Below are 22,538 nucleotides of genomic sequence, written 5' to 3'. Positions count from 1 at the left end.
GGGGCCACCTTTATTGAAATGTTTCCTTTTTTGGCTTTAAACCCTAAGTAGTAATAGACGGAATTTTCTGTCTTTATTTATGCAACACTAGTGATTTCGGGTTTAAAATGAAAAACTACAAACGAAGAATTAAAATAGTCTATTTAGAGTTCTTTTTGGGAATACTTGGGCCACTAAAACGTATAATAGGAAAGGGGGACTTTCTGTACTGTCCTTTTTTTTATTTATCTAATAAAAAATTTGAATATGGTGTATATTGATTGTAGACTGATGAAGTAGAGGATGTGATAATGACGTGAGAAAGGTAAATTGGTACCTATCGATTTTCAGTTTAATATTGATATTGGCTTTATCAAGTAATAGGGACGGGATTTTGGAAGTATCAGCTGCAAAAGATGCCGTCACTGTTTCCTCTGTTAAAGGCCTTAAATCAGTTGTATCTAAGGCAATGCACAATTATGAAGGAAAGTTAATAATCTCTTATAAGGGAGATATTACGCCAAAGATGGAGCAAATAAATGGAGTTGTGGAAAAACTATTAGCTGCAGATGATTATCTCTCAGGTAGTTTTAAAGAGAGTAAAATCCATTATCAATACAATTCAAGTTCAGCTATTATAAACTATACGTTTTCATATCATACTTCTAAGAGTCAAGAACAGTATGTAGATGCACAAGTAAAGCGTTTCATAAATAAAGAGATATCTGAAAAGATGAGTGATTTTGACAAAGTAAAAGCGATTAATAATTATATCGTATTAAATACAAAGTACGGATCGGATACTAAAGCAAGCGCTCACTCGGCTTATGCTGTTTTTAAAGAAGGAGAAGCAGTTTGTCAAGGCTATACACTAGCAGCCTATAAATTATATCAAGCAGCAGGAATCGATGTGAGATATGTTGTAGGGTATGTCGATCAAGTAGCTCATTCATGGAATTTAGTAAAGGTAGATGGTAAGTGGTACCATGTCGATTCTACCTTTAATGACCCTACACCAGATCGTAAAGGCATAGTAAGTAGCAAATATTTCTTGTTATCTGATTCAGCATTGGCTGAAGATCATAGATGGGTGACAAAAGATTATAAAACAGCTTCAGATTCATCTTATAATTTTATTAGAGATACCGAAGACTTTGTGAAATCTGGAGACCAGGTTTACTTTACAAAAGCAAATGGTAGTAGAGGTATTTATACGCGAGATACAACGACCGGTAATGAAAAGAAAATAACAAATACAAATGCAAAATACTTAGTGAAAGCTGGAGACTGGTTGTATTTTAGTAATAAAGATAAGAATGGTTATTTAACTAGAATTCATATGGATGGTTCAAAAAAAATGAAGATTAATGAACAAGAATCGAGTGATTTAAGAGTAAATGATCATACACTCTACTATACAGCTGATGGGAAAGAGCAAATGCTTAATTTGGAGGAAATTGTAGAAGAGCCTCAGAAAAAGGATTCTGGTAATTTATTTTCGTATATTGAACAGTTTTTCTTTCAACTATTTCCTGGGAAATTGCATGAATAATTAGAGATTATGAATAAAATAATAAAAAAGGGAGATTTCTTAATCGACAATGGATTGAGAAATCTTCCTTTTTATTTGTCTAAGATTTGAAAAATTAAATGAAACCATTTAATGTTATAATCGTATATAGTATTAAGCCGTATAAGCTAGTTGCTACACGAAGTAATTCTTTACATAAAAAGGTGAAAATGCAGCAGAAGCAATAGACCAATAATGAATCTATTATTGGGGATACAATATAATTTGATTCAAAGAAAACATTACTAATAACCTTAATAATTGTTATATACTTACAATGATGAAACCTTTAGGTTCAATGGTGGTTTTCTTTTCAAATTAATTTTAAAATATGTGCGAATTTTTTAATAATAAGGAGTGAATGACTATGGGCATTAATTTACAAAAAGGTCAAAGAGTCGATTTAACAAAGGGTAAAGCAGATTTAAATCGTGTAATGGTTGGTTTAGGATGGGACCCTGTTAGCCAAGGGAAAAGTGGCGGTCTTCTAGGTGGACTATTTGGTGGTGGAGGAAGCAATAGTAATATTGACTGTGACGCCTCTGTATTAATGTTAAAAGATGGTCATTTAAAAGATGGTCAAGATGTCGTATATTTCGGTAAATTAAAAAGTAAATGTGGATCTGTTCAGCACTCTGGAGATAATCTAACGGGTGATGGAGACGGGGATGATGAAGTCATTACTATCGATTTAAAAGCTGTACCAGCAGATTACGACAAGCTTGTGTTTGTTGTTAATATTTATGATTGTGTTAAGCGTAAACAACATTTCGGTCTGATACAAAATGCATATATTCGTGTGTTTGAGCCCAATACTGGAAATGAGCTAATTCGTTATAACTTATCTGAAAACTATGCTAATTTAACAACGTTGGTTGCGGGTGAAATTTACCGTCATAACGGTGAGTGGAAATTTGGTGCCATTGGTGACGGCACAACAGATGCTAAATTAGGCGAAGTTTGTAATAGATTTCAATAATATAGCACATTAATACTTAGGAGGAATTTCAAATGGCTTCAATTTCATTGCAAAAAGGACAAAAAGTAGATTTAACAAAATCAAACCCTGGGTTAACTAATCTAATCGTTGGATTAGGATGGGATACAAACAAATATGATGGTGGCGGAGATTTTGACTTAGATTCTTCGGTATTCTTATTAGGTGCAAACGGTAAAGTGACTGCCCCAGAAGATTTTGTCTTCTATAACAATACAAAAGGTGCTGGCGGTGCTGTTGAGCATTCTGGTGATAACTTAACAGGTGCTGGAGATGGCGATGACGAAACATCGAAAGTATCTTTAAATCAAATCCCAGCAACTATTGAACGAGTTGCTTTTACAGTTACAATTCACGATGCAGAAGCACGTCGTCAAAACTTCGGTATGGTATCAAATGCATTTATTCGTGTAGTGAACGCTAATACAAATGAAGAAATCGTACGTTACGATTTAGGTGAAGATTTCAGTATTGAAACAGCTGTTGTTGTTGGTGAAATCTATCGTCACGGAGCAGAGTGGAAATTCAATGCGATTGGTGCTGGATATCAAGGTGGATTAGCTGCCCTTTGTAATGATTACGGCTTAGATGTGAACTAATATTCAATTAACTTTAGAAAGGGTGTCTAGTGTATGGCAATTCAGCTAAGTAAAGGACAACGAATCGATTTAACAAAAAATGATCCTAGTTTAAAAAATATCGGAATCGGATTAGGTTGGGATGTAAAACAGTTTGATGGCGGTCAAGATTTTGATTTAGATGCATCTGTATTTTTATTAGATGCATCAGGTAAATGTCGTAACGAACAAGATTTTATCTTCTATAACAACCTAGTTAGTGCAGATCAATCTATTACACATACAGGTGATAACCGTACGGGTGCAGGAGACGGGGACGATGAGAAAATTCTTGTGGATTTAAGCAAAATCTCTCCTCAAATCGAAAAAGTCGTAGTAACTGTTACGATTCATGAAGCTGACACTCGTCGCCAAAACTTTGGACAAGTATCAAATGCGTATGTCCGCTTATTAAACGAAGATTCGCAAAGTGAAGTACTACGATATGATTTAGGTGAAGACTTCAGCATTGAGACAGCAGTAGTATTCTGTGAATTATACCGTCATAATAATGATTGGAAGTTTGCAGCGATAGGTTCAGGGTACCAAGGCGGCTTAGGAGCTTTAGTAAACGCATATGGGCTTCAATAAGAACTACTAGTAATCATACAATTTAATATGTATTTAACGGAGGAAGTCACTTGGAAATACTAAATGAAATATTGGGTACATACGCTCAATTCTTCAATTGGGAAATGTGGGGAGAAGTATTAAAAAGTCCTGAAGCTTGGGGGTTAATCGGCTCTCTTATTGTAATGGAGGGACTTTTATCTGCAGATAATGCACTTGTATTAGCTGTATTAGTAAAACACTTACCACCAGAACAAAGAAAAAGAGCACTTCTTTACGGAATGTTCGGTGCTTACATTTTCCGATTTATATTTATAGGAATTGGTGTATACCTTGTCAAATTCTCACTTGTTAAAGTTCTAGGTGCCGCGTATTTAGGATGGATTGTCTATTCCCACTTCAAGAATAAGGGTGGAGAAGATGACGAAGCAAAAGAGTTTAAAAAAGAAGCCTGGACTGTACGTATATTTGGCTTATTCTGGGCAACAGTCATTTCTGTAGAATTAATGGATATTGCTTTTTCCGTTGACTCCATTTTAGCTGCTTTTGCAATTTCTGACCAAGTATGGGTCCTATTATTAGGTGGAATCCTTGGAATTATTATGATGAGAACAATTGCAGGTGTATTCCTAACATTAATCGAAAGAGTTCCAGAGATGGAGACGACAGCCTTTATATTAATCGCTATTATTGCGATTAAAATGTTTGCAGGTGTATTCGGTTTCCACATGGAGAATACAACTTTCTTCCTTATCTTAATTGTTGCTTTCTTAGGTACATTCATTGTACATTTCAGAAATAAGAAAAATCTTGAAAATATGTAACACCAAGCATGAAGGCGTTCTATTAGTCGACTAAACTTAGACTCATAGAATGCCTTTTTTTTCTATGAACTTGTAACGTCATTTTAAAGCTTTGGAGAGAACTATATGAGACATTTTGAAAATATGTTAGATACAATTTTCTATAAAGCACCAGAACATTTTACGAAATGGGATAATCCACAAGAATTAGCCTATTCATTAGGTGCAACCTTATATATGCCCGGCACATTGCCGAAATTAGATGAAGTAATTCAAAATCGTAAATACAATGATTTAACTTCTCTAGTAATAGATTTAGAGGACGCAGTTGGTGATCATGATGTTGATGAAGCCGAAAAGTTAGTTGTAAAGGCAATGGACAGACTTTATGAAAAGTATGTACAAGATGCCTCAGCAATAGAAAATACCCCTCTTGTTTTTATTCGTGTTAGAGATCCTGAACAATTACATCGTTTAATGCAAGCAATGGGCCGTAAGCAAGTGGTGTTAACGGGATATGTATTTCCGAAATTTACTGCCGAAGTAGGACATGAATTTTTTTCTTTATTAGCAAAAGCGAAACAACAATTTAATCTAAAAATCTATGGTATGCCAATTTTAGAAACACCAGATATTATATACAAAGAGCTACGCTTAGAAAAACTTTTGGCAATAAAACATTTACTAGATCAGTATCGTGAACTTGTTTTAAATGTCCGTATTGGCGCAACTGATTTCTGCGGTATATATGGTATTCGTCGTAGTGCAGACTCGACGATATATGATGTTTCTATAATAAGAGATTGTATGGCTGACATCATCAATGTGTTTAAGAGACAACCGAATGCTTATGTAATCTCAGGCCCTGTATGGGAATACTTTAGTCACGAGCGTGTGTTAAAACCAACGTTAAGACAAACCCCGTTTATCAAAAATGGAGCCGTTAATGAACGTCAGGCAATTCTAGATAAATATATAGATGGTTTAGTAAAAGAGGTATTGTTAGATAAACAAAATGGCATAGTAGGAAAGACGATTATCCACCCCTCACATATTCGTTATGTCCATGCGCTTTATGCTGTGACGCATGAAGAGTATATGGATGCACTTAGCATTAAGCAGCATAATGATGGTTCTAAAGGTGTATTGAAGAGTCAATATGCAAATAAGATGAACGAGATGAAACCACATAGCTTTTGGGCAGAACAAATTCTTATGCGAGCAAAATTTTTTGGTGTTTTAAATGAATCAGCTGATTTTGCAACGTTTTTATTAAATATGGATGGTGAATGAATTGATAAAGAATCAATATGAGCAACGATTACCGATTTTAGGTAATTATGAAATTACCGTAACAATAAATGACAATCCATATCAATTTAACATAGAGGATTTATTTCAAATGGCGACGCGTATTAATAAAAAGAGAGGATTTCTTTTTGTTAGCAAAGTACTCGGAAAGCATTTGGCAATTGAGCCACAAATGCCGTTATTAGTAGGTACTTTATTAAGTATGCGTTATATGAAAGAGACTTACGGTGAAATGAATGAACTAGAAAATCTAGTAGTTCGTGCATTACGGCGTGAAGTAAATTTACAAGAAACGTATGCGCAAGTGACAAAACAGCCCGTAAACTTACAACATCAGACACTTTTTATAGGCTTTGCTGAGACTGCAACTGCTTTAGGACATGCCGTTTTCCGTAACTTTGATTCAAATGCCACTTATGTTCATACAACGCGAGAATTGATCAATGAACTTGAGCCGATTGTTTGCTTTGAAGAGGAACACTCGCATGCGTCAAGTCACCGTGTTTATTCAACAAATAAAGCCGTTTTTGAGGAAGCACAACGTATTGTTTTAGTGGATGATGAAATTACGACAGGTAATACAGTGATTAATATTATTAAGACGTTAAATGAGCGCTTTCCACATATTAAGCATTACACGATTATGTCTATTCTAGATTGGCGTCCACAAGAGAAACAAGCCGCTTTTAAACAGTTTGAGCAAGTGTGGGGTATTACTATTCACTTTATATCCATTGTACAAGGTTACTTTGAACTGCACGGTGTACCGGAACTAGTGGAACAAAAGTTGGAGAATGTATCACAAAATAATGCGTGTATTCAAGTATTAGATGCTAAATCAAATAATGTCCTCCAATATACATCAACAGACGAGCAACAAAAAGTGAATAATGCATCCTATTTACAAGGTACGGGTCGATTTGGCTTAACTGCTGAAATGCATCATGAGCTTGATGGACAACTACTGCAAATGGCAGAACAACTCACTACATTACGTACAACAGGTCCAGCTCTTGTAGTAGGGACCGGAGAATTTATGTATCTCCCAATGCGGATAGCATCATTTATGGGATCAGATGTCTATTTCCAATCAACGACACGTAGCCCAATATATCCTTCTTTAGAAGATGGTTATACTATTTCGCAGAAATGGGCATTTGATAGTCCAGAGAATAATGGAGTTGTGAACTTCTTATATAATTTAAATACCCACCCATACACTGAACTTTTTCTTGTGATAGAAAGAATAGCAAATAAAGCCGCTTTAACAGAGCTTATTGAGCAACTGGAGACTGTGAATATTGAGCAAATATATATCCTCGTGCTGAATTATGGGGAGGAAAATGAATGAGTAAAATGCAATATGAACCAGATCCAATGGGAAGCTATCAACCGGATGACTGCGTCTTTTTGTTACGAGATTTAAGTATGCAATCTCTTGAAATGAGCAATGAGGAGCGTGAACGCCTAATTCAATCGGGCACACACTATTCAGAAATGCTACCCATTGAATATCAGCCTTCTGAAGAATATTTAACCTTATTTCATAAAACCTTAACAGTATATGCAAAGCGTATTGCTATTGCAGTAGGCGTTGTAGCAGAGCAAATTAATATGCAAAAAAGCCTTAAGAATTTAGTACTTGTCAGTTTAGCGAGAGCGGGTACTCCTATCGGCGTATTAATTAAGCGTTACTTAAAAGAACATTATAGTGTGGACATCCCGCATTATTCGATTTCAATCATACGTGGTAAAGGTTTTGATGAGACAGCCATTAGTTACATTTTCGGAAAACATCCTGATGCTAATATTCAATTTATCGACGGCTGGACTGGAAAAGGAGCAATAACAAAACAGCTAGAGCAATCATGTGTAAAATATAACGAAAATTACGGTACACAAATTGATAGTGATTTAGCGGTTTTAGCAGATCCAGGTCATTGTTCTTCGTTATACGGGACAAGAGAGGACTTTTTAATTCCATCTGCTTGTTTAAATTCCACGGTTTCAGGCCTTGTAAGTCGTACTATATTTAATGAAATTCTTTTAACAAAAGGGGATTTTCACGGAGCAAAATTTTACAAAGAGTTGCGAGACGACGATGTATCAAATTTATATGTTGATAAAATCTCGAATTATTTTCAGGATATAGCTAAGGAGATGCGGGGTGTTTTGGTTAAGCGTCTCTTAGAAGATACAACTCCAACATGGCTAGGGATAAAAGCTGTTGAAGCTATTCAAAAAGAAATGGAAATACCTGACGCCAATCTCGTAAAACCTGGAATCGGGGAAACAACTCGAGTATTATTAAGACGTGTGCCATGGAAAATTCTGATAAACCCTGCATGTATTGATGAATTGGAACATGTCTTATTATTAGCAAAAGACAAAAACATTCCAATTGAAGAATACCCTAATATGTCCTATTCTTGTTGTGGACTCATTAAAAAAGTATAGAGGAGTTAATATGAAGATATTATTTACATCTGATTTAGATCGCACACTCATCTATTCAAATCATATGATGTCACTTTATCCCACGAACGCACCAAAAACAGCAGTTGAACATAAAGGCGATGTAGAGACTAGTTGGATGTGTGATAATACGATTGAGTTATTAAAAGAAGTGAAAAAGAAGACCATATTTGTTCCGGTTACCACTCGTGCACGACATCAATATGAACGGATTCATTTCATACAAAATTTACATCCTGTTGTTGCGGTTACGAGTAATGGGGGCACTATATTAGAAAGCGGCAAGCCAGATACAGTTTGGGCAAAGCAGTTGCGACAATCTATTGAAGATTCTTCGATTCCAGATGAACAAATGTTGAATATCATGAAAGATATAAAATATTCAAATTGGATGGATCAATCGTTTTATGTAGATGATTTATTTTATGTTAATCATGTTCATCTAGAGAACGTTCAAGAGGATGCTTTACAGCAACTAAAAGAAGAATTACATGAATTTGGCTGGCATTTGTTATTGCAAAAGAAAAAACTTTATATGATACCTAATGTCCTAACAAAAGAAGCAGCTGTTTCGTATATCAAGAATAAATACAGCTTCGATTTTCATTTTGCGGCTGGCGATTCTATATTGGACTATAATATGCTAGCAATGGCAGACCGCTCGTACACACCGCTACACGGCGATATGAAGGATAAAGAGCCGGAAATACTAACACAAACTCACTATTCAAACGAAAATGGTACAGCCTTCACGGAAGAGCTACTACAAGATGTTCTAGACCATGTAAATCGTGTTACACTATAAGAGAAAATGAAATACTATAAGTTCAAACACACTCTTTAAGGAAGGAGGAGTTTGTATGCGTAATATGCAAATTGAGCCTATATTACATAAGGATACAACAGATTGGCAAGCGCAGTTTTTAGCGTCTAACAAAGATAGAGCGCTTTATGAATTGGATGATGCTAAGTTCAGTTTTAGCCGGATTGCTGTACGTGTATTAGGTGTTCCTGTAGAGGAAGATGATTATTATAACGCTCTATATGATATGGGGAAAAATGAATCAGTACATGTGTTAAGCGAAGAATTAGATAAATATATCGATCCAAAGGACTTTCAAGCTGTGCAATCTATCTTAAAAGTACATCAAGAGACGCCTAAAGGATTGTCTATTAATCGTTTGGTTGCCATGATGTATGGACATCAATTAATCCCACAACATCCTAATGCTTTCATAAACAAGCATTTACAGCTCACGATGATTAACATCATCGAATTATTTAAAGAACAGCAAGTAGCGGGTTTACTATCAAACGAATTTAGACGCTTCTTAATTGATATGATCAAATGGCTTAAAAACCATTGGGCAACATGGTCACAGACAATAGATATCGGTGATGAATTCCCTAAAGTAGTTTGGTACGGGGAGTCGACCATTAGCCAGCGCTACTTTTTGTTATTGTTAATGGAACTTGGATGTGATGTGTTAATTTTTTCTCCTACTGGGACAGATGAGTTTTTTACATTAGATACTAAGGAGCAGCTGTCTGTTGTTTATCGTTATGCAACGACGACAACATTACAACCTTTTCCAGATAAACTACGGGAGCGACAAGCGACTGTTGGTTATCGCTCTAGCAAACATTTTGACAAATTAATGCATGACCAACAATCGGGTGTATACAAGCCTTGGCAGTTCAAAGAACACTTACCACGTTCCATTACATTGCGGACAACATATGATGATATTTTCATCTATGGCAATGAAAAAGCGATGGTGAGACCAGAGTTCAAAGTTGTAGGAGAGCAGATATATATTCCGGTTATTTTTGCGAAGATTGCTGGTATTTCAGCGAATCGTGAAGAATATTGGGAGAATATGCACAAGCTTACACAAGGATCGAATAGCCAATTTGTAAAAGCATTCCCGTATATGAAAAGTAGTAAAGCCAATTTCCAATTCCACTTTAATCATTGTTTAGAGAATAATGAATTATCACCAGCTAAAATGATAACAAGCGACTGGTGGCAATATGGTCAATTGCAGGAATCCATTCAGCAGGCCATTGCACATACTATCAAAGATTGCTGTGAAAACCCTTCACTCACGCCTCTTGGACATGAGAAAGCGATCGATCTACAGCTCTTTATGTTTAAAACAGCAACGATGATTCCTGTTGAGTTGTTACGTTTATTACAGAACTTTGATTATTCACAGGAAATTCCCCGACTCGTTTTATACCATTCTCAAATGGATGGGGAACTATCCCGTGAAGATGCAGCATTACTAGTCTTTTTAAACAGATTTGGTGTAGATATCATTCTATACAACCCGACCGGTAAATTAGATATGGAATTGTATATGGAAAAAGATATATTTGACGTTCACTTACTCGAACATATGGTTTTTGACCAACCATACCAAGAGCCGAAAGTAAAACCAAATTCAATTATAAAAAAATTCATCCATAAGTTTTTATAGCTTATGAGTAGGGAGTGTCCAGATGTCAGATTTAGTTGCCATTGAAAAAGATGGATTAAACGAACAAACAGCAAATGAAATGAAATTGCAATTACGCCAGGAACCTGAAGTCCAAAAAATCGTGAAAATGATAGACATTAGAAATCAAATCGATTTACTATCATTAGGTAAAGAGCCAGCAATCAAACTGTCACGTTTCTCTGACCGAATTCTAGATACAATGACAGTATCTAAATTAGATCAATCAAGTGAGCTGTTAAACCAATTAGAAAAGTTAATGAATAAATTTGACAAAAATGAACTAACAAAAGAGCCTGGCATGTTGGATAAAATTTTCAAACGTGCTAAGCAAAAGGTAGAAGCTCTTTTTAATAAATACAATACCCTTGGTAAAGAAATTGAGAAAATCCATGCACAGTTTATGATTATTGAAGAAGAATTGAAAAGTAATAACCGTGATTTAGAAGGGTTATATCAAGAGGATATTGAATATTACTTCGAATTAGAGAAGTATATTGTCGCAGCAGAAATGAAGCTAGACGAAGTGAAGACATTGTTAATCCCTGAATGTGAAGCGCGTGTAAGTGGTGGAAACCAAATGGCGCGTATTGAGCTTGAAAACTTAAGAACAGTACAGGAATTACTAGAACGCAAAGTAGATGACCTTGAAAAAGCACGTATGGTTGCGGTGATTGCTGCACCACAAATCAAAACAATGCAACGCGGTAATAATGACTTGGTAGCCAAAATTAACAGTGCGTTTGTAACAACGATCCCAGTCTTCAAAATGGGTATTATAAATGCCGTCAATGCACGACGCCAAAAGCTACATGCGGACTCTTTAAATGCGTTTGAAGATCGTGCTAACCAAATGCTTCAAGATGTAACAAGTGACATCATGCAACAAAGTGTAGATATCGCCCGCCGCTCTGGTAGCTCAAGCATTAAAATGGAAACGATTGAGAATATGTGGGATACCATTGTTACAGGTATTGACGAATATAAAACAGTAAAACAAGAACAGGCAGTACAACGTGTAGAAGATAAAAAACGTCTAGAAGCTATTCGAGAAGATGCTAAACGTGTCTTATCTAATGGTTAATAAGAAAAAATAGAATAACAAAAAGCATTTCCAAAGAGATAAATATCTCAGTGGAAATGCTTTTTTTATTTTCCGGGAAATAGTTACTGTAAATGCTCTTATCTGTTAGAAAATCATTATATATGCTAAGCGAACAATTAGTATTAATAAAAAGAAACTTACTAAACTAAATAGTACGAGTATCCTGTTGTCGGGGGAATTTTGCATCAAATTGCACATCCACTTCATTTGTATTTTGGAACAAATAACCGTTATACGAATTTTTTATAACATGAATTAGACCGAGCAGCATCATATTAGATAATACGAACTACCACCATAACTAAGGAATGGTAATGTAACACCTGTTACAGGCAACAAGCCAATTGTCATGCCGATATTTTGAAATATTTGAAACGTGAATAAGCCGATGATGCCGGAAGCTAATAGGAAGGTATATTATTTTTTAGTGTAAAGCATGAAAAACCATGCGATAGATTAATAAAAAGAATAAGGCAATTACAATGGATTCGCCGATAAATCCCGTTTCCTCTGCAATAGTAGAAAACATACTTTCAGGTGCGAAAATTAGCGCTATTAATAAAAGTACAATCAGCGTATAAAAATACCAGGAAATTTTCTTTAATTGTCAAAATCTAACCTTGCAATTATGTACATGATGGCAAAGCCTATGCAAAAGAAGACAATTTGTTTAACTATAAAAGAACCGCTATATTGCCCAGAATTAGCATTACTTGAATAGATAAATAAACAACTAATAAATGCGAGCATAAATAAATATAAATTTAATTGTCGATCCATTTGAAAGTTAATAATTCCCACCTATTTTCCTTAATATGTATAATTTAGAACGGTTACTAAATAAAAAATTTCCAAGAAATTTCTATTAAAAGAATTTTAAGTATTTAATGTGTTCTATAAATTCAAAAAACATTAACCGGAGAAACGTTTGCCAATCTTGTTACAAATTCTGCGACTTTATGACAGTGCTATTTTTCCGTAGTATAATAATGGCAATATGTGAAATATTGGTGCAACTAGAGGAGGAAAAATACTTGAAGACATGGAAGATAGTCTTAATGATATTGATGACGTTAATGATTGTAAGTGCTTGTGGAAAAGATGATAAGATGAGTAAAACGAAGGAAATAAAAATTCCAGATACCGAGGATTATCAGTCACTATATGTACAAGGTGTAAATGAAGAGGGCGTTGGTACGGATACTACTAGAAAGACAATTACAGACAAGGAGATAATCCAATCATTTATACAAAAAGTGAATCTAATGGAAGTAATCAAGCCGAAATCGGATAAGGATACCGCAAATGTAAAAGAACTTCATAACCAAGGGAACTATATTATTGCACTTTCTAAGTCAGCAGATGTTACTGGTAAAACGTATAAATTATATGTATTAAAAGATGGTACTGTGTTTTTCCAAGATCCTGTAAAAAAAGAAATGACTTATATATCAGCAAAGAAAAATACTGCTCTCTATAAAGAAGTGAAAGAACTATTAGGCATTGAATTTTAAAATAAGTTCACAGCAGCAAAGTAAGCATCACCTGCATGGAGTTTTTTTTAAGACCTATTAAGGTTGTCCTTATTCCCATAAGATGTTCTTGAGATACTAGTGGATCCCAAGCAGTCATTTCAATTTGATCTCTTTCAGAGTTTTTTATTGACATTATTCTCCTTCGTATCAAGAGATTTGTTTATATTACATGTGTAGTTGATCTCCGCTACGGTGGTGACTCCTGCGGGAAAAGTGGGACAGCCCAAGACCCTGCAGGAGCGCAGCGACGAAGCGACTTGGCGCCCGCCCGCGGAAAGCATCCACCGTAGCGGAGATCAACGGTCTTATCTATCTATTTTTAAAAGAAAAAAGACTGTAGACAAACTTGAATTTTTTCGAGTTTGTCTACAGTCTGAAGCTAGTACGTAAATTGCGCACTAGCTTTTTTTGTTTCAATAAAGAACTTCGCCAATTGTACTTGGCGAAGTTCAAAATAGAATACAAGTTTACGCTCAAAGAGTATTTTATCTATAAAAGAGGATCTTAAATAACCAAAGTATTTAAAAACAAAAGACATTCAGGATGTGAGCATTCTGAATGCCTTTTGTCGATATAACTGTAATTAGTACGTAATTTACGTACTAGCTTTTTCCTTAAATACCGAATTCTTTTTTGATCCAGTGATTAGCTTCTTGCCAATTACTTACACGAATCACGCCATTTGGAATGGGTTCGCGATTATAAGGTGCATCGAATAATAGTACTGGGATGTCTAATTCCTCGTGAAGTTGTACGGCATTTGAATGCTTGTCTTCGAAAAAGGCATGTACATCGTATTCACGGGCTTTAATCGCTTTATTGGCTGGCCCAACGATGTCAATTTTATCAAATGGTACATTGAATTGTTTAAACCATTCATATGTGACATCTGTTGAATTGTCTTCACGAGCTGTAATGTAATAAAGCTCAACATCTTTTTGCCAAGCAGTTAAAATCGCTTGTGCATCTTGTTGAATAGGTGAAGCCATATAAATTTCAGGTTCATTTTTTCTAAACCACTTAAAAAACTCAACACTATCAACAGGGAACGCAGCAGTTAAGTCATATTGCGTTATATCAGTTAAAGCTAAATTGACGTTAAAAGCTTTATTGATATGAGGTAGAAGTGATTCTGGACTCGTTACGGTACCGTCAATATCGATGCCAAAACGGTAGTTTTTCTTCATTTTATTGCCCCCTGTATACTATGCTTTTGTATTTCCAGCTTTTTCAGCATCTCTTTTTTTATAATATTCTTCTGCTAATTTATCAATTTCGATTTTCAGCTCTTCAACCATTGTTTCTTCAGGTACTTTACGAACGGTTTTACCTTTCATAAATAGTAAACCTTCTCCGCGAGCACCAGCGATACCAATGTCAGCTTCACGAGCTTCACCCGGGCCATTTACTGCGCATCCTAGTACAGAAACTTTAAGTGGTGCTTTAATTGTTTGAAGATATTCTTCTACTTCATTAGCAATTGAAATTAAGTCAATTTCAATACGACCACAAGTTGGGCATGAAATAAGTGTCGGAATGTCAGAAGCTAAACCGAATGTTTTTAATAGTTCACGTGCTACTTTTATTTCTTCAACAGGATCGGCACTTAATGAAATACGCAAAGTATTTCCGATACCCATACTTAATATTGCACCTAAACCAGCAGCAGATTTAATCGTACCTGAGAATAATGTACCTGATTCAGTAATTCCTAAGTGAAGTGGGTAGTCAAATGCACAAGAGGCTTTTTCATACGCTTCAATTGCTAGGTTTACATCAGAGGCTTTCATAGATACGATAATATCATGGAAATCTAAGTCTTCTAAGATTTTAATATGGTGTAAGGCACTTTCAACCATACCATCTGCAGTAGGGTAGCCATATTTTTCAAGAATTTTACGTTCTAATGATCCAGCGTTTACACCGATGCGAATTGGTACACCTTTTGCTTTAGCCGCATTTACAACAGCTTCTACTTTTTCTTTACGACCGATGTTACCAGGATTAATACGAATTTTATCAACCCCGGCGTCGATTGCTTTTAAGGCTAATTTGTAGTCAAAGTGAATATCCGCTACTAGTGGGATATGGATACGTTTTTTGATTTCAGCTAATGCATCAGCTGCTCGCTCATCTGGGCAAGCAACACGCACGATTTGACAGCCAGCCTCTTCTAAACGAAGAATTTCTGCCACAGTTGCTTCCACATCATGTGTTTTAGTTGTTGTCATACTTTGTATAATTACTTCATTGCTTCCGCCAATTGTTAAGTCACCTACGCGAACTTTACGCGTGTTAGTACGGTGAACGATTTCATTCATGAAAACTCTCTCCTTCATAGGCTCAAAAATAGAGCCTTCACTGTACACTATTTTAGCAGTGTTCTAAAGAAAATGACAAGGAAGAAACATTAATTGTTTAATTTGTACATGAGTGAGCATTTTTTGTACTGAAAGGTAATTGAATCAACTCACCAGGTTTAAAGGACTGTTTTAGTAAATGTGGATTCAGTTCATAAAAAAGCTCCAGGCGTTCTGGGAAGCTCATTGAATCTTCAGATGGGTAGAGAGCAAATAATGATTGTAGGTTATCACCTGGTATTGTACGAACGGTGATTGTTTGAATATCAGGTACGTCAACACAAGTTTCTTCAACAACTGACTCTTTATAAAAAGCTGCTAGCGGGATTGTACCCTCTAGAAGATCAATTTTCAGGATAAAAGCAATAAATAGAATACCAAGTGCAGAAAAGAATATCTTCAAAAAAATCTCCCCCTTCGTTCAATATATGAACAAGAGAGAGATTCATTCGTAGCAATTCTATTATTTTTTTATTTTCGGGTATTTCGTAATGGCACTTGCAATATAAGCTACTGTCATCACCATAGAAACAATTGTCATTAGCATCCCGTTTAATGAAGTAAAAGATAGTAAACTGGATAGAATAGTAGATAGAGTTGTAGCAAGAGCAGTTGTACGCCAAATATGGCGGTATTCACCACGATGTCCCATCATTTTCAACAATAAAGAGCCTATAAATCCATAAATACTTATTCGTACAAAAGTTAAAAACGTAGCCATGGTGAATAGAAAGATGAAAGCAAACGGATAGATTAACCATTTAATATCCTCCAAGTACTCTTTTAGTCCTTCAAGCTGTGAAGTGTCTACGCTTGAGCCAACACCCGTTAAGAACTGGATAAAAGAAATTGCGGTGATAAAAGTGATTAATATAAAAACGTATTGAATCAATTTACCAATTGGTAGCATTCGGTATGCTGCGAGTTTTTTGGGGTGTAATATACTGTCTAGAAATAATTGATAATGTTTAATTTTCATAATATGATATTCTCCTTCTATGTTATATTACCATGAGTTCATAATACTTAGTAATTGTCGTCATTGTGAACAATTCCACTATATTAAAAGTAAAAATATTAAACGATTGTAAATTTTTTCGAGAATAACTTACAATTTGATTACGTTTTCTTCATAATAAAGCACATAGCTTAATAGAAGCGCAGGGAGTTGACAGCAGGTGAGTCTGAATTGGCAAGATATGCTTTTCCAGTTCTTTGGAGGATTAGGACTATTTTTATTTTCTATTAAATACATGGGTGATGGCTTACAAAAATTAGCAGGAGATCGCCTTCGAGATATATTAGATCGCTATACAACAAATCCAATGATGGGTGTATTAGTCGGTATTTTAGTAACTGTACTTATTCAATCGAGCTCGGGTACCACGGTCATTATTGTAGGACTTGTAAGTGCTGGCTTTATGACATTACGTCAAGCGATTGGGGTCATAATGGGGGCCAATATAGGAACGACTTTTACGGCATTTATCATTGGCTTTGATATTGGTCAATTTGCATATCCAGTTTTAGCGATTGGTGCATTTCTATTATTTTTCTTTAAGAAAAATAGCATACAAAATGTTGGACAAATTGTCTTTGGCCTTGGAGGATTATTTGTAGGACTGGAACTAATGAGTAAAGGGATGAAGCCTTTACAAGAGCTACCATCATTTATCGATATGGCATTAAGTCTTAGTGAGCATTCTTTACTAGGGGTTACTCTAGGAGCATTGATAACTATATTCATACAGAGTTCTAGTGCTACTGTCGGTATTCTACAAGGATTGTATGGGGAAGGATTAATGCCTCTTCATGGGGCGTTACCAATTTTGTTTGGTGATAATATAGGAACGACAATAACGGCTGTATTAGCATCTATTGGTTCATCAGTAGCCGCTCGACGAGCTGCAGCTATGCATGTATTATTTAATGTCATCGGAACGATTATTTTCCTCTTGATATTACCTCAATTTACCCTATATATTGAATGGCTAGCAGGCGTTGCAGGATTAGAACCAAAAATGCAGATTGCATTTGCACATGGTACATTTAATGTAGTGAATACAGTGATACAATTGCCGTTAATCGGTGTTTGGGCATATGTTGTAACGAAACTCATACCTGGTGAAGATTCTACTATTGAATATAAACCAAGAAGTTTAGATCCACATTTTATTGAAGCATCACCCGCCATCGCTATAGGACAAGCAAAAGAAGAAATTTTACGTATGGGTGAATATAGTATTAGAGGGTTAGAAGAGACATTTGAATATTTGAAAACAAATGATAAAAAACATGCTTCAACCGTTTTACGGTATGAAGAAGCAATCAATAGTCTAGATCAGAAAATCACTGATTATTTAGTGAAAGTTTCTGTACAACCACTGTCAGATACAGATTCTACTAGACATCATATTTTACTAGAAAATGTCCGTGATATTGAACGTATTGGGGATCATTTTGAGAATATCGTAGAATTAATTGACTATAAAACTGTGAACGGGGTACAGTTGAGTGAACCTGCTATAAACGATTTAATAGAAATGTTCTCATTAACAATTGAAACGGTTCGAATGGCAATACTGGCCTTGGATACAACCGATCATGGATTGGCAATTGAGGTGACAAAAAAAGAAGAGCTCATTGATCAAATGGAGCGAACTTTTAGAAAAAAACATATTCATCGATTAAATCTCGGGCAATGTTCGGCACATTCAGGTATCGTCTTTACAGATATCGTAGGTAACTTAGAACGTATAGGAGATCACGCTGTCAATATAGCAGAAGCTATTTTACAAAAACATTAAGGGAGGGTTCTATGGATATAATCGCTTGGATACTCATTATTTTAAGTTTTATTATTGCTTTTGCAGGACTTGTATATCCGATTATTCCGTCGGTACTCTTTATATTATTAGGCTTTATCTTATATGGAGTATTTTATAGCTTTGGAGATTTACCTTGGTGGTTCTGGGTAATTCAAATTCTGTTTGTTGCATTATTATTTGGAGCAGATACATTAGCAAATGCTTTTGGAGTAAAAAAATTTGGTGGCTCAAATGCTGGCATGTGGGGGAGCACGATTGGTTTATTAATCGGTCCATTTGTCATTCCTATTGCGGGAATACTAATCGGCCCTTTTTTAGGAGCTATTTTAGCCGAGTTAATCGTTAATAGAAGTAGTTTGAAGCAGGCGATACTAACTGGGATAGGTTCACTCGTTGGATTCTTAACTTCTATTATTACGAAGGGAATCATCCAGATAATCATGATTATAATATTTGTTATCGTGATATAAATTGTATGATAAATTAATAGACTTTCAGTCAAAAGGCTGAAATCGAGCGTTTTAGTGAATAATGTTTGAACGCAAGCCTGTATTTTGATAATCTAAGAATGTAATTAATACTTATTAATCCTGAGGAGGAAATTTAATCATGGCTTTTGAATTACCAAAATTACCTTATGCATATGATGCACTAGAACCACATATCGACGCAACAACAATGGAAATTCACCATACTAAACATCATAATACTTATGTTCAAGGCATAAACGCTGCTCTAGAAGGCAAATCAGAATTTGAAGGGAAATCAATTGAAGAAATTATTGCTAATTTAGATGCTGTTCCTGAAGCAATTCGTCCAGCTGTACGTAACCACGGTGGAGGTCACTCTAATCACTCATTATTATGGGAATCTTTGGATGCAAATGCAGGTGGAGTACCAACTGGCGAATTAGCAGCTGCAATTGACGCTAAATTCGGTAGCTTTGATGCTTTCAAAGAACAGTTCGATAATGCTGCTAAAACTCGCTTCGGTTCAGGCTGGGCTTGGTTATCGGTTGCTAATGGCGAATTAGAAATCTCTTCAACTCCAAACCAAGATTCACCAATCATGGAAGGCAAAACGCCATTATTAGGTCTTGATGTTTGGGAACACGCTTACTACTTAAACTACCAAAATCGTCGTCCTGACTACATCGGCGCTTTCTGGAATGTAGTAAACTGGGATAAAGTTGCAGAACGTTTCACAGCTGCAAAATAATCTAATATAAATGCAACAAAGCACGTACCTTTAACGTCAAAAAGGTACGTGCTTTTTTATGGTAAAAGAATACATAGGGTAATCTAGAAAGTTTGTATTTTGTACTTTTATTATCTTTTCAAAAAAACAATAGAGCACTCCATTAATTTCATGTAAAATTATAAGCAATTAGACTATTTTCAACATGACGACGGTGTGTTTTTGCGTTGAAAATGATATACTACTAATTGTGAATTAAGCGGAAAGGGGACATTGCATGCGCCAAAAAAATACATCTAAAAAGAAACGTGCAGCTAGTGTTAAAGCAAAACAGCGTGCAAATCTTTCGTTTCGAATGAATATACTTTTCTTTTCAATTTTCCTTTTGTTTTCTCTTCTAATTTTGAGGTTAGGTTATATGCAAATCGTTAAAGGTGAAGATTATGTGCGAGAACTAGCGCGAACTGACGAAGTAACGGTTAATTCTAGCGTTCCTCGTGGTCGTATATATGATAGACATGGTCGAGTTTTAGTTGATAATGAACCAAAGAATGCGATTACTTTTACGAAACTACAATCTACAACAATAAAAGACATGTTGGAAATTGCAAATAAACTCGCAAAACTCATTAAAATGGATACGAAACCTATCACGGATCGAGATAAAAGAGACTTTTGGATAGCGCTCAACAAAGAAAAGGCTTATGCAAAAGTAAGCGAAAAAGAACAGAAAGAAATTAATAGCGATTCAGAACTCGAACAAAAAGAAAAGCAAGCAAAGTTAGATAGACTAGTTCGTGAGCGAATTACTAATGATGAATTAAGAGAATTAACAAAGAAAGATTTGCAAGTGTTAGCTATTTTTCGATTAATGGCTACAGGCTATTATTTATCACCGCAAATTATTAAAAGTGATAATGTAACAAATAAAGAATTTGCTATTGTATCAGAGAATTTATCAAAGCTACCGGGTGTAAATACTACAACAGACTGGGCTCGTGTGAAAAAATCTTCATTAAGTATTTTAGGGTCAACGACGACACCTAGAGAAGGTATTCCAAAAAATCTGGTCGATTATTATTTGGCACGTGGTTATTCTCGAAATGATCGAGTTGGTAAAAGTTATATTGAACAACAATATGAAGAACTATTACAAGGTCAAAAGGCCGTTGTCAAAAATGCTACAAATGGTAAAGGGCAAGTCGTAGATACAGTAACTTCATCAGAAGGATCACCAGGGCAAGAATTAAAGCTTACGATTGATAGTGAATTACAAGAAAGTCTTGATAAGATTGTAGAAGAACAATTATTATATGCAAAATCGAAAGCTAATTCTTCGTTATTAGATCGTGCATTCCTTGTCATGATGGATCCAAACACGGGTGAAATCTTATCCATGGTTGGTAAGAAACTTGAGACAGATGATAATGGGAAAATGACTGTTAATGACTATGCCATTGGTACATTTACATCTGCCTATGAAGCAGGATCAGTTGTAAAACCTGCAACACTTTTAACTGGATATTCTCTAAATGCTATCAAAGTGGGAGAGCCGATGATCGATACACCGATTAATATCGCAGGCACAATAAAATCATCTATTTTCAATCGAAGTGGTTCAATTTCTTTAAATGATTTGACTGCAATTGAACGATCATCCAATGTTTATATGTTTAGAACTGCTTTTCGTATTGCAGGAGTTAACTATGTGCCAGGAGCAGGTTTAGCTGTTCAACAAAAAGACTTTACTGCAATTCGTAATTCTTATGCTCAATTTGGTTTAGGCGTAAAAACGGGTATTGATTTACCGGGTGAAGTTGAAGGTGTTAAAGGGACCGAAACACTATCAGGTAAACTACTCGACTTAGTAATAGGTCAGTATGATACATTTACACCAATGCAATTAGCACAATATGTATCTACTATTGCAAATGGTGGAACACGTATACAACCTCATTTAGCGAAAGAAATTCGTGAACCATCAGTTGATGGTAAAACATTAGGACCAGTTGTAAAAGAATTAGCACCAACTGTATTAAATACAATTAACAATTCTAAAGTAGAGATTAATCATGTCAAAGAAGGTATGAGACGCGTATACTTTGGTAGCCAAGGTTCAGGGGCTAGGTACTTCAATGATGCGAAATTTACTGCAGCAGGTAAGACAGGTACGGCTCAAGCAGTTTATTACGGACCGAAGAAAAGTGCTTATGGTACAGAAACTTTGTCTGTTACACATATCGGCTTTGCGCCTTATGAAAATCCTGAGATTGCTTATGCAGTAGTAATACCATGGGTTTCCACCAATCAAGATCATTATGAGGCTATCAATAACAGCATTGCTCGAAAAGCTGTAGATAAGTACTTTGAAATCCAAAAGAAAAACATGAAAAAAGAGAAGCAAAAAGTAGGCGGGAAAATTCAAAAGCCTATTACAAAAGAGCAAATCGATGAAGATGATGCGCAAAAATTGGATGCACAATAATTTGACTTTCTTCTATTAAAATAGTTAAACGACTCACATTGTAATAAATACTAATGTGAGTCGTTTTTTTTTTTTTTTTTTTTTAAAAAAAAAAAAAAATTAAAAAAAAAATAAAAAAAAAAAAAAAAAAAAAAAAAAAAAATTAAATTTAAAAAAAAAAAAAAAAAAAAAAAAAAAAAAAAAAAAAAAAAAAAAAAAAAAAAAA

The 22,538-nt window shown here is 35.2% G+C and carries 21 protein-coding genes; 16 read left to right on the top strand and 5 right to left on the bottom strand.

Translation table 11 applies throughout. From position 1 onward, the window contains the following. The first annotated feature begins 295 nt into the window (after window positions 1-295). The 11 genes from ACQKMD_RS19250 (at window position 296) to ACQKMD_RS19200 (ending at window position 11,907) form a co-directional block, all read left to right on the top strand. Window positions 296-1,531 (top strand): transglutaminase domain-containing protein, encoded by a 1,236-nt coding sequence (locus ACQKMD_RS19250; RefSeq protein ID WP_427753974.1) that lies wholly within the window; start codon window positions 296-298, stop codon window positions 1,529-1,531. A 385-nt stretch (window positions 1,532-1,916) separates the two neighbouring features. Next, complete coding sequence (locus ACQKMD_RS19245; protein WP_427753973.1) at window positions 1,917-2,528, top strand: TerD family protein; 612 nt, start codon at window positions 1,917-1,919, stop codon at window positions 2,526-2,528. Window positions 2,529-2,560: 32 nt separating this feature from the next. Continuing rightward, window positions 2,561-3,145, top strand: a complete 585-nt coding sequence (locus ACQKMD_RS19240) for a TerD family protein (protein WP_427753972.1) — start codon at window positions 2,561-2,563, stop codon at window positions 3,143-3,145. A gap of 33 nt (window positions 3,146-3,178) precedes the next feature. Next, complete coding sequence (locus ACQKMD_RS19235; RefSeq protein WP_427753971.1) at window positions 3,179-3,754, top strand: TerD family protein; 576 nt, start codon at window positions 3,179-3,181, stop codon at window positions 3,752-3,754. 50 nt (window positions 3,755-3,804) lie between these two features. Beyond that, window positions 3,805-4,557: a TerC family protein gene (locus tag ACQKMD_RS19230; RefSeq protein ID WP_427753970.1), complete on the top strand. Its 753-nt coding sequence runs from the start codon at window positions 3,805-3,807 to the stop codon at window positions 4,555-4,557. Window positions 4,558-4,662: 105 nt separating this feature from the next. After that, window positions 4,663-5,829: an HpcH/HpaI aldolase/citrate lyase family protein gene (locus ACQKMD_RS19225; RefSeq protein WP_427753969.1), complete on the top strand. Its 1,167-nt coding sequence runs from the start codon at window positions 4,663-4,665 to the stop codon at window positions 5,827-5,829. Window position 5,830: 1 nt separating this feature from the next. Next, window positions 5,831-7,198, top strand: a complete 1,368-nt coding sequence (locus tag ACQKMD_RS19220) for a phosphoribosyltransferase family protein (RefSeq protein ID WP_427753968.1) — start codon at window positions 5,831-5,833, stop codon at window positions 7,196-7,198. Beyond that, window positions 7,195-8,304, top strand: a complete 1,110-nt coding sequence (locus ACQKMD_RS19215) for a cysteine protease StiP family protein (protein ID WP_427753967.1) — start codon at window positions 7,195-7,197, stop codon at window positions 8,302-8,304. The genes ACQKMD_RS19220 and ACQKMD_RS19215 overlap by 4 nt, the downstream gene beginning before the upstream one ends. Window positions 8,305-8,314: 10 nt before the next feature. After that, window positions 8,315-9,127: an HAD family hydrolase gene (locus tag ACQKMD_RS19210; RefSeq protein WP_427753966.1), complete on the top strand. Its 813-nt coding sequence runs from the start codon at window positions 8,315-8,317 to the stop codon at window positions 9,125-9,127. Between the two features lie 55 nt (window positions 9,128-9,182). Next, window positions 9,183-10,805, top strand: a complete 1,623-nt coding sequence (locus tag ACQKMD_RS19205) for a YceG family protein (protein WP_427753965.1) — start codon at window positions 9,183-9,185, stop codon at window positions 10,803-10,805. Window positions 10,806-10,827: 22 nt separating this feature from the next. After that, window positions 10,828-11,907 carry a toxic anion resistance protein gene (locus ACQKMD_RS19200; protein WP_427753964.1) on the top strand — a complete coding sequence of 360 codons (1,080 nt, stop codon included), beginning with the start codon at window positions 10,828-10,830 and terminating at the stop codon, window positions 11,905-11,907. A gap of 291 nt (window positions 11,908-12,198) precedes the next feature. Here ACQKMD_RS19200 and ACQKMD_RS19195 read toward each other — a convergent pair whose 3' ends face one another. Further along, a complete protein-coding gene (locus tag ACQKMD_RS19195; RefSeq protein WP_427753975.1) occupies window positions 12,199-12,285 on the bottom strand; it encodes an FtsW/RodA/SpoVE family cell cycle protein in 87 nt (28 codons plus the stop codon). A gap of 677 nt (window positions 12,286-12,962) precedes the next feature. On the opposite strand from ACQKMD_RS19195, the gene ACQKMD_RS19190 reads away from it, so the two are divergent. Then, entirely contained in the window at window positions 12,963-13,442 is a 480-nt protein-coding gene (locus tag ACQKMD_RS19190; RefSeq protein WP_427753963.1) for a hypothetical protein, read from the top strand. Window positions 13,443-14,077: 635 nt separating this feature from the next. On the opposite strand, the gene ACQKMD_RS19185 is transcribed toward ACQKMD_RS19190, so the two are convergent. The 4 genes from ACQKMD_RS19185 to ACQKMD_RS19170 form a co-directional block, all read right to left on the bottom strand. After that, a complete protein-coding gene (locus tag ACQKMD_RS19185) occupies window positions 14,078-14,650 on the bottom strand; it encodes a 5' nucleotidase, NT5C type (protein WP_427753962.1) in 573 nt (190 codons plus the stop codon). Between the two features lie 18 nt (window positions 14,651-14,668). After that, window positions 14,669-15,784 carry a flavodoxin-dependent (E)-4-hydroxy-3-methylbut-2-enyl-diphosphate synthase gene (ispG, locus tag ACQKMD_RS19180; RefSeq protein WP_427753961.1) on the bottom strand — a complete coding sequence of 372 codons (1,116 nt, stop codon included), beginning with the start codon at window positions 15,782-15,784 and terminating at the stop codon, window positions 14,669-14,671. A 97-nt stretch (window positions 15,785-15,881) separates the two neighbouring features. Beyond that, window positions 15,882-16,226 (bottom strand): hypothetical protein, encoded by a 345-nt coding sequence (locus ACQKMD_RS19175; RefSeq protein ID WP_427753960.1) that lies wholly within the window; start codon window positions 16,224-16,226, stop codon window positions 15,882-15,884. 60 nt (window positions 16,227-16,286) lie between these two features. After that, on the bottom strand, window positions 16,287-16,802 hold the full coding sequence (locus tag ACQKMD_RS19170; protein WP_427753959.1) for a DUF1189 family protein: 516 nt from the start codon (window positions 16,800-16,802) through the stop codon (window positions 16,287-16,289). A gap of 199 nt (window positions 16,803-17,001) precedes the next feature. Here ACQKMD_RS19170 and ACQKMD_RS19165 point away from each other — a divergent pair, with 199 nt between their 5' ends. The 4 genes from ACQKMD_RS19165 (at window position 17,002) to ACQKMD_RS19150 (ending at window position 22,333) form a co-directional block, all read left to right on the top strand. Next, window positions 17,002-18,630 (top strand): Na/Pi cotransporter family protein, encoded by a 1,629-nt coding sequence (locus ACQKMD_RS19165; RefSeq protein ID WP_427753958.1) that lies wholly within the window; start codon window positions 17,002-17,004, stop codon window positions 18,628-18,630. A gap of 11 nt (window positions 18,631-18,641) precedes the next feature. Next, window positions 18,642-19,121: a DUF456 domain-containing protein gene (locus ACQKMD_RS19160; RefSeq protein ID WP_427753957.1), complete on the top strand. Its 480-nt coding sequence runs from the start codon at window positions 18,642-18,644 to the stop codon at window positions 19,119-19,121. 139 nt (window positions 19,122-19,260) lie between these two features. Continuing rightward, a complete protein-coding gene (locus ACQKMD_RS19155) occupies window positions 19,261-19,869 on the top strand; it encodes a superoxide dismutase (RefSeq protein WP_427753956.1) in 609 nt (202 codons plus the stop codon). A 256-nt stretch (window positions 19,870-20,125) separates the two neighbouring features. Next, window positions 20,126-22,333: a peptidoglycan D,D-transpeptidase FtsI family protein gene (locus ACQKMD_RS19150; RefSeq protein WP_427753955.1), complete on the top strand. Its 2,208-nt coding sequence runs from the start codon at window positions 20,126-20,128 to the stop codon at window positions 22,331-22,333. Window positions 22,334-22,538 lie beyond the last annotated feature (205 nt).

This window comes from Viridibacillus sp. NPDC096237 (genome assembly GCF_050278625.1).
In the GTDB taxonomy this organism is placed as follows: Bacteria; Bacillota; Bacilli; order Bacillales_A; family Planococcaceae; genus Viridibacillus.
This window is presented reverse-complemented; position numbering and strand designations above follow the sequence as displayed.

What these genes read in the sequence shown, in the direction of transcription:
- ACQKMD_RS19160 (WP_427753957.1), top strand. Translation starts at nt 18,642, where the DNA reads ATGGATATAATCGCTTGGATACTCATTATTTTAAGTTTTATTATTGCT.
- ACQKMD_RS19215 (WP_427753967.1), top strand. Translation starts at nt 7,195, where the DNA reads ATGAGTAAAATGCAATATGAACCAGATCCAATGGGAAGCTATCAACCG.
- ACQKMD_RS19235 (WP_427753971.1), top strand. Translation starts at nt 3,179, where the DNA reads ATGGCAATTCAGCTAAGTAAAGGACAACGAATCGATTTAACAAAAAAT.
- ACQKMD_RS19170 (WP_427753959.1), bottom strand. Translation starts at nt 16,802, where the DNA reads ATGAAAATTAAACATTATCAATTATTTCTAGACAGTATATTACACCCC.
- ACQKMD_RS19245 (WP_427753973.1), top strand. Translation starts at nt 1,917, where the DNA reads ATGGGCATTAATTTACAAAAAGGTCAAAGAGTCGATTTAACAAAGGGT.
- ACQKMD_RS19150 (WP_427753955.1), top strand. Translation starts at nt 20,126, where the DNA reads ATGCGCCAAAAAAATACATCTAAAAAGAAACGTGCAGCTAGTGTTAAA.
- ACQKMD_RS19205 (WP_427753965.1), top strand. Translation starts at nt 9,183, where the DNA reads ATGCGTAATATGCAAATTGAGCCTATATTACATAAGGATACAACAGAT.
- ACQKMD_RS19225 (WP_427753969.1), top strand. Translation starts at nt 4,663, where the DNA reads ATGAGACATTTTGAAAATATGTTAGATACAATTTTCTATAAAGCACCA.
- ACQKMD_RS19240 (WP_427753972.1), top strand. Translation starts at nt 2,561, where the DNA reads ATGGCTTCAATTTCATTGCAAAAAGGACAAAAAGTAGATTTAACAAAA.
- ispG (WP_427753961.1), bottom strand. Translation starts at nt 15,784, where the DNA reads ATGAATGAAATCGTTCACCGTACTAACACGCGTAAAGTTCGCGTAGGT.
- ACQKMD_RS19210 (WP_427753966.1), top strand. Translation starts at nt 8,315, where the DNA reads ATGAAGATATTATTTACATCTGATTTAGATCGCACACTCATCTATTCA.
- ACQKMD_RS19155 (WP_427753956.1), top strand. Translation starts at nt 19,261, where the DNA reads ATGGCTTTTGAATTACCAAAATTACCTTATGCATATGATGCACTAGAA.
- ACQKMD_RS19200 (WP_427753964.1), top strand. Translation starts at nt 10,828, where the DNA reads ATGTCAGATTTAGTTGCCATTGAAAAAGATGGATTAAACGAACAAACA.
- ACQKMD_RS19185 (WP_427753962.1), bottom strand. Translation starts at nt 14,650, where the DNA reads ATGAAGAAAAACTACCGTTTTGGCATCGATATTGACGGTACCGTAACG.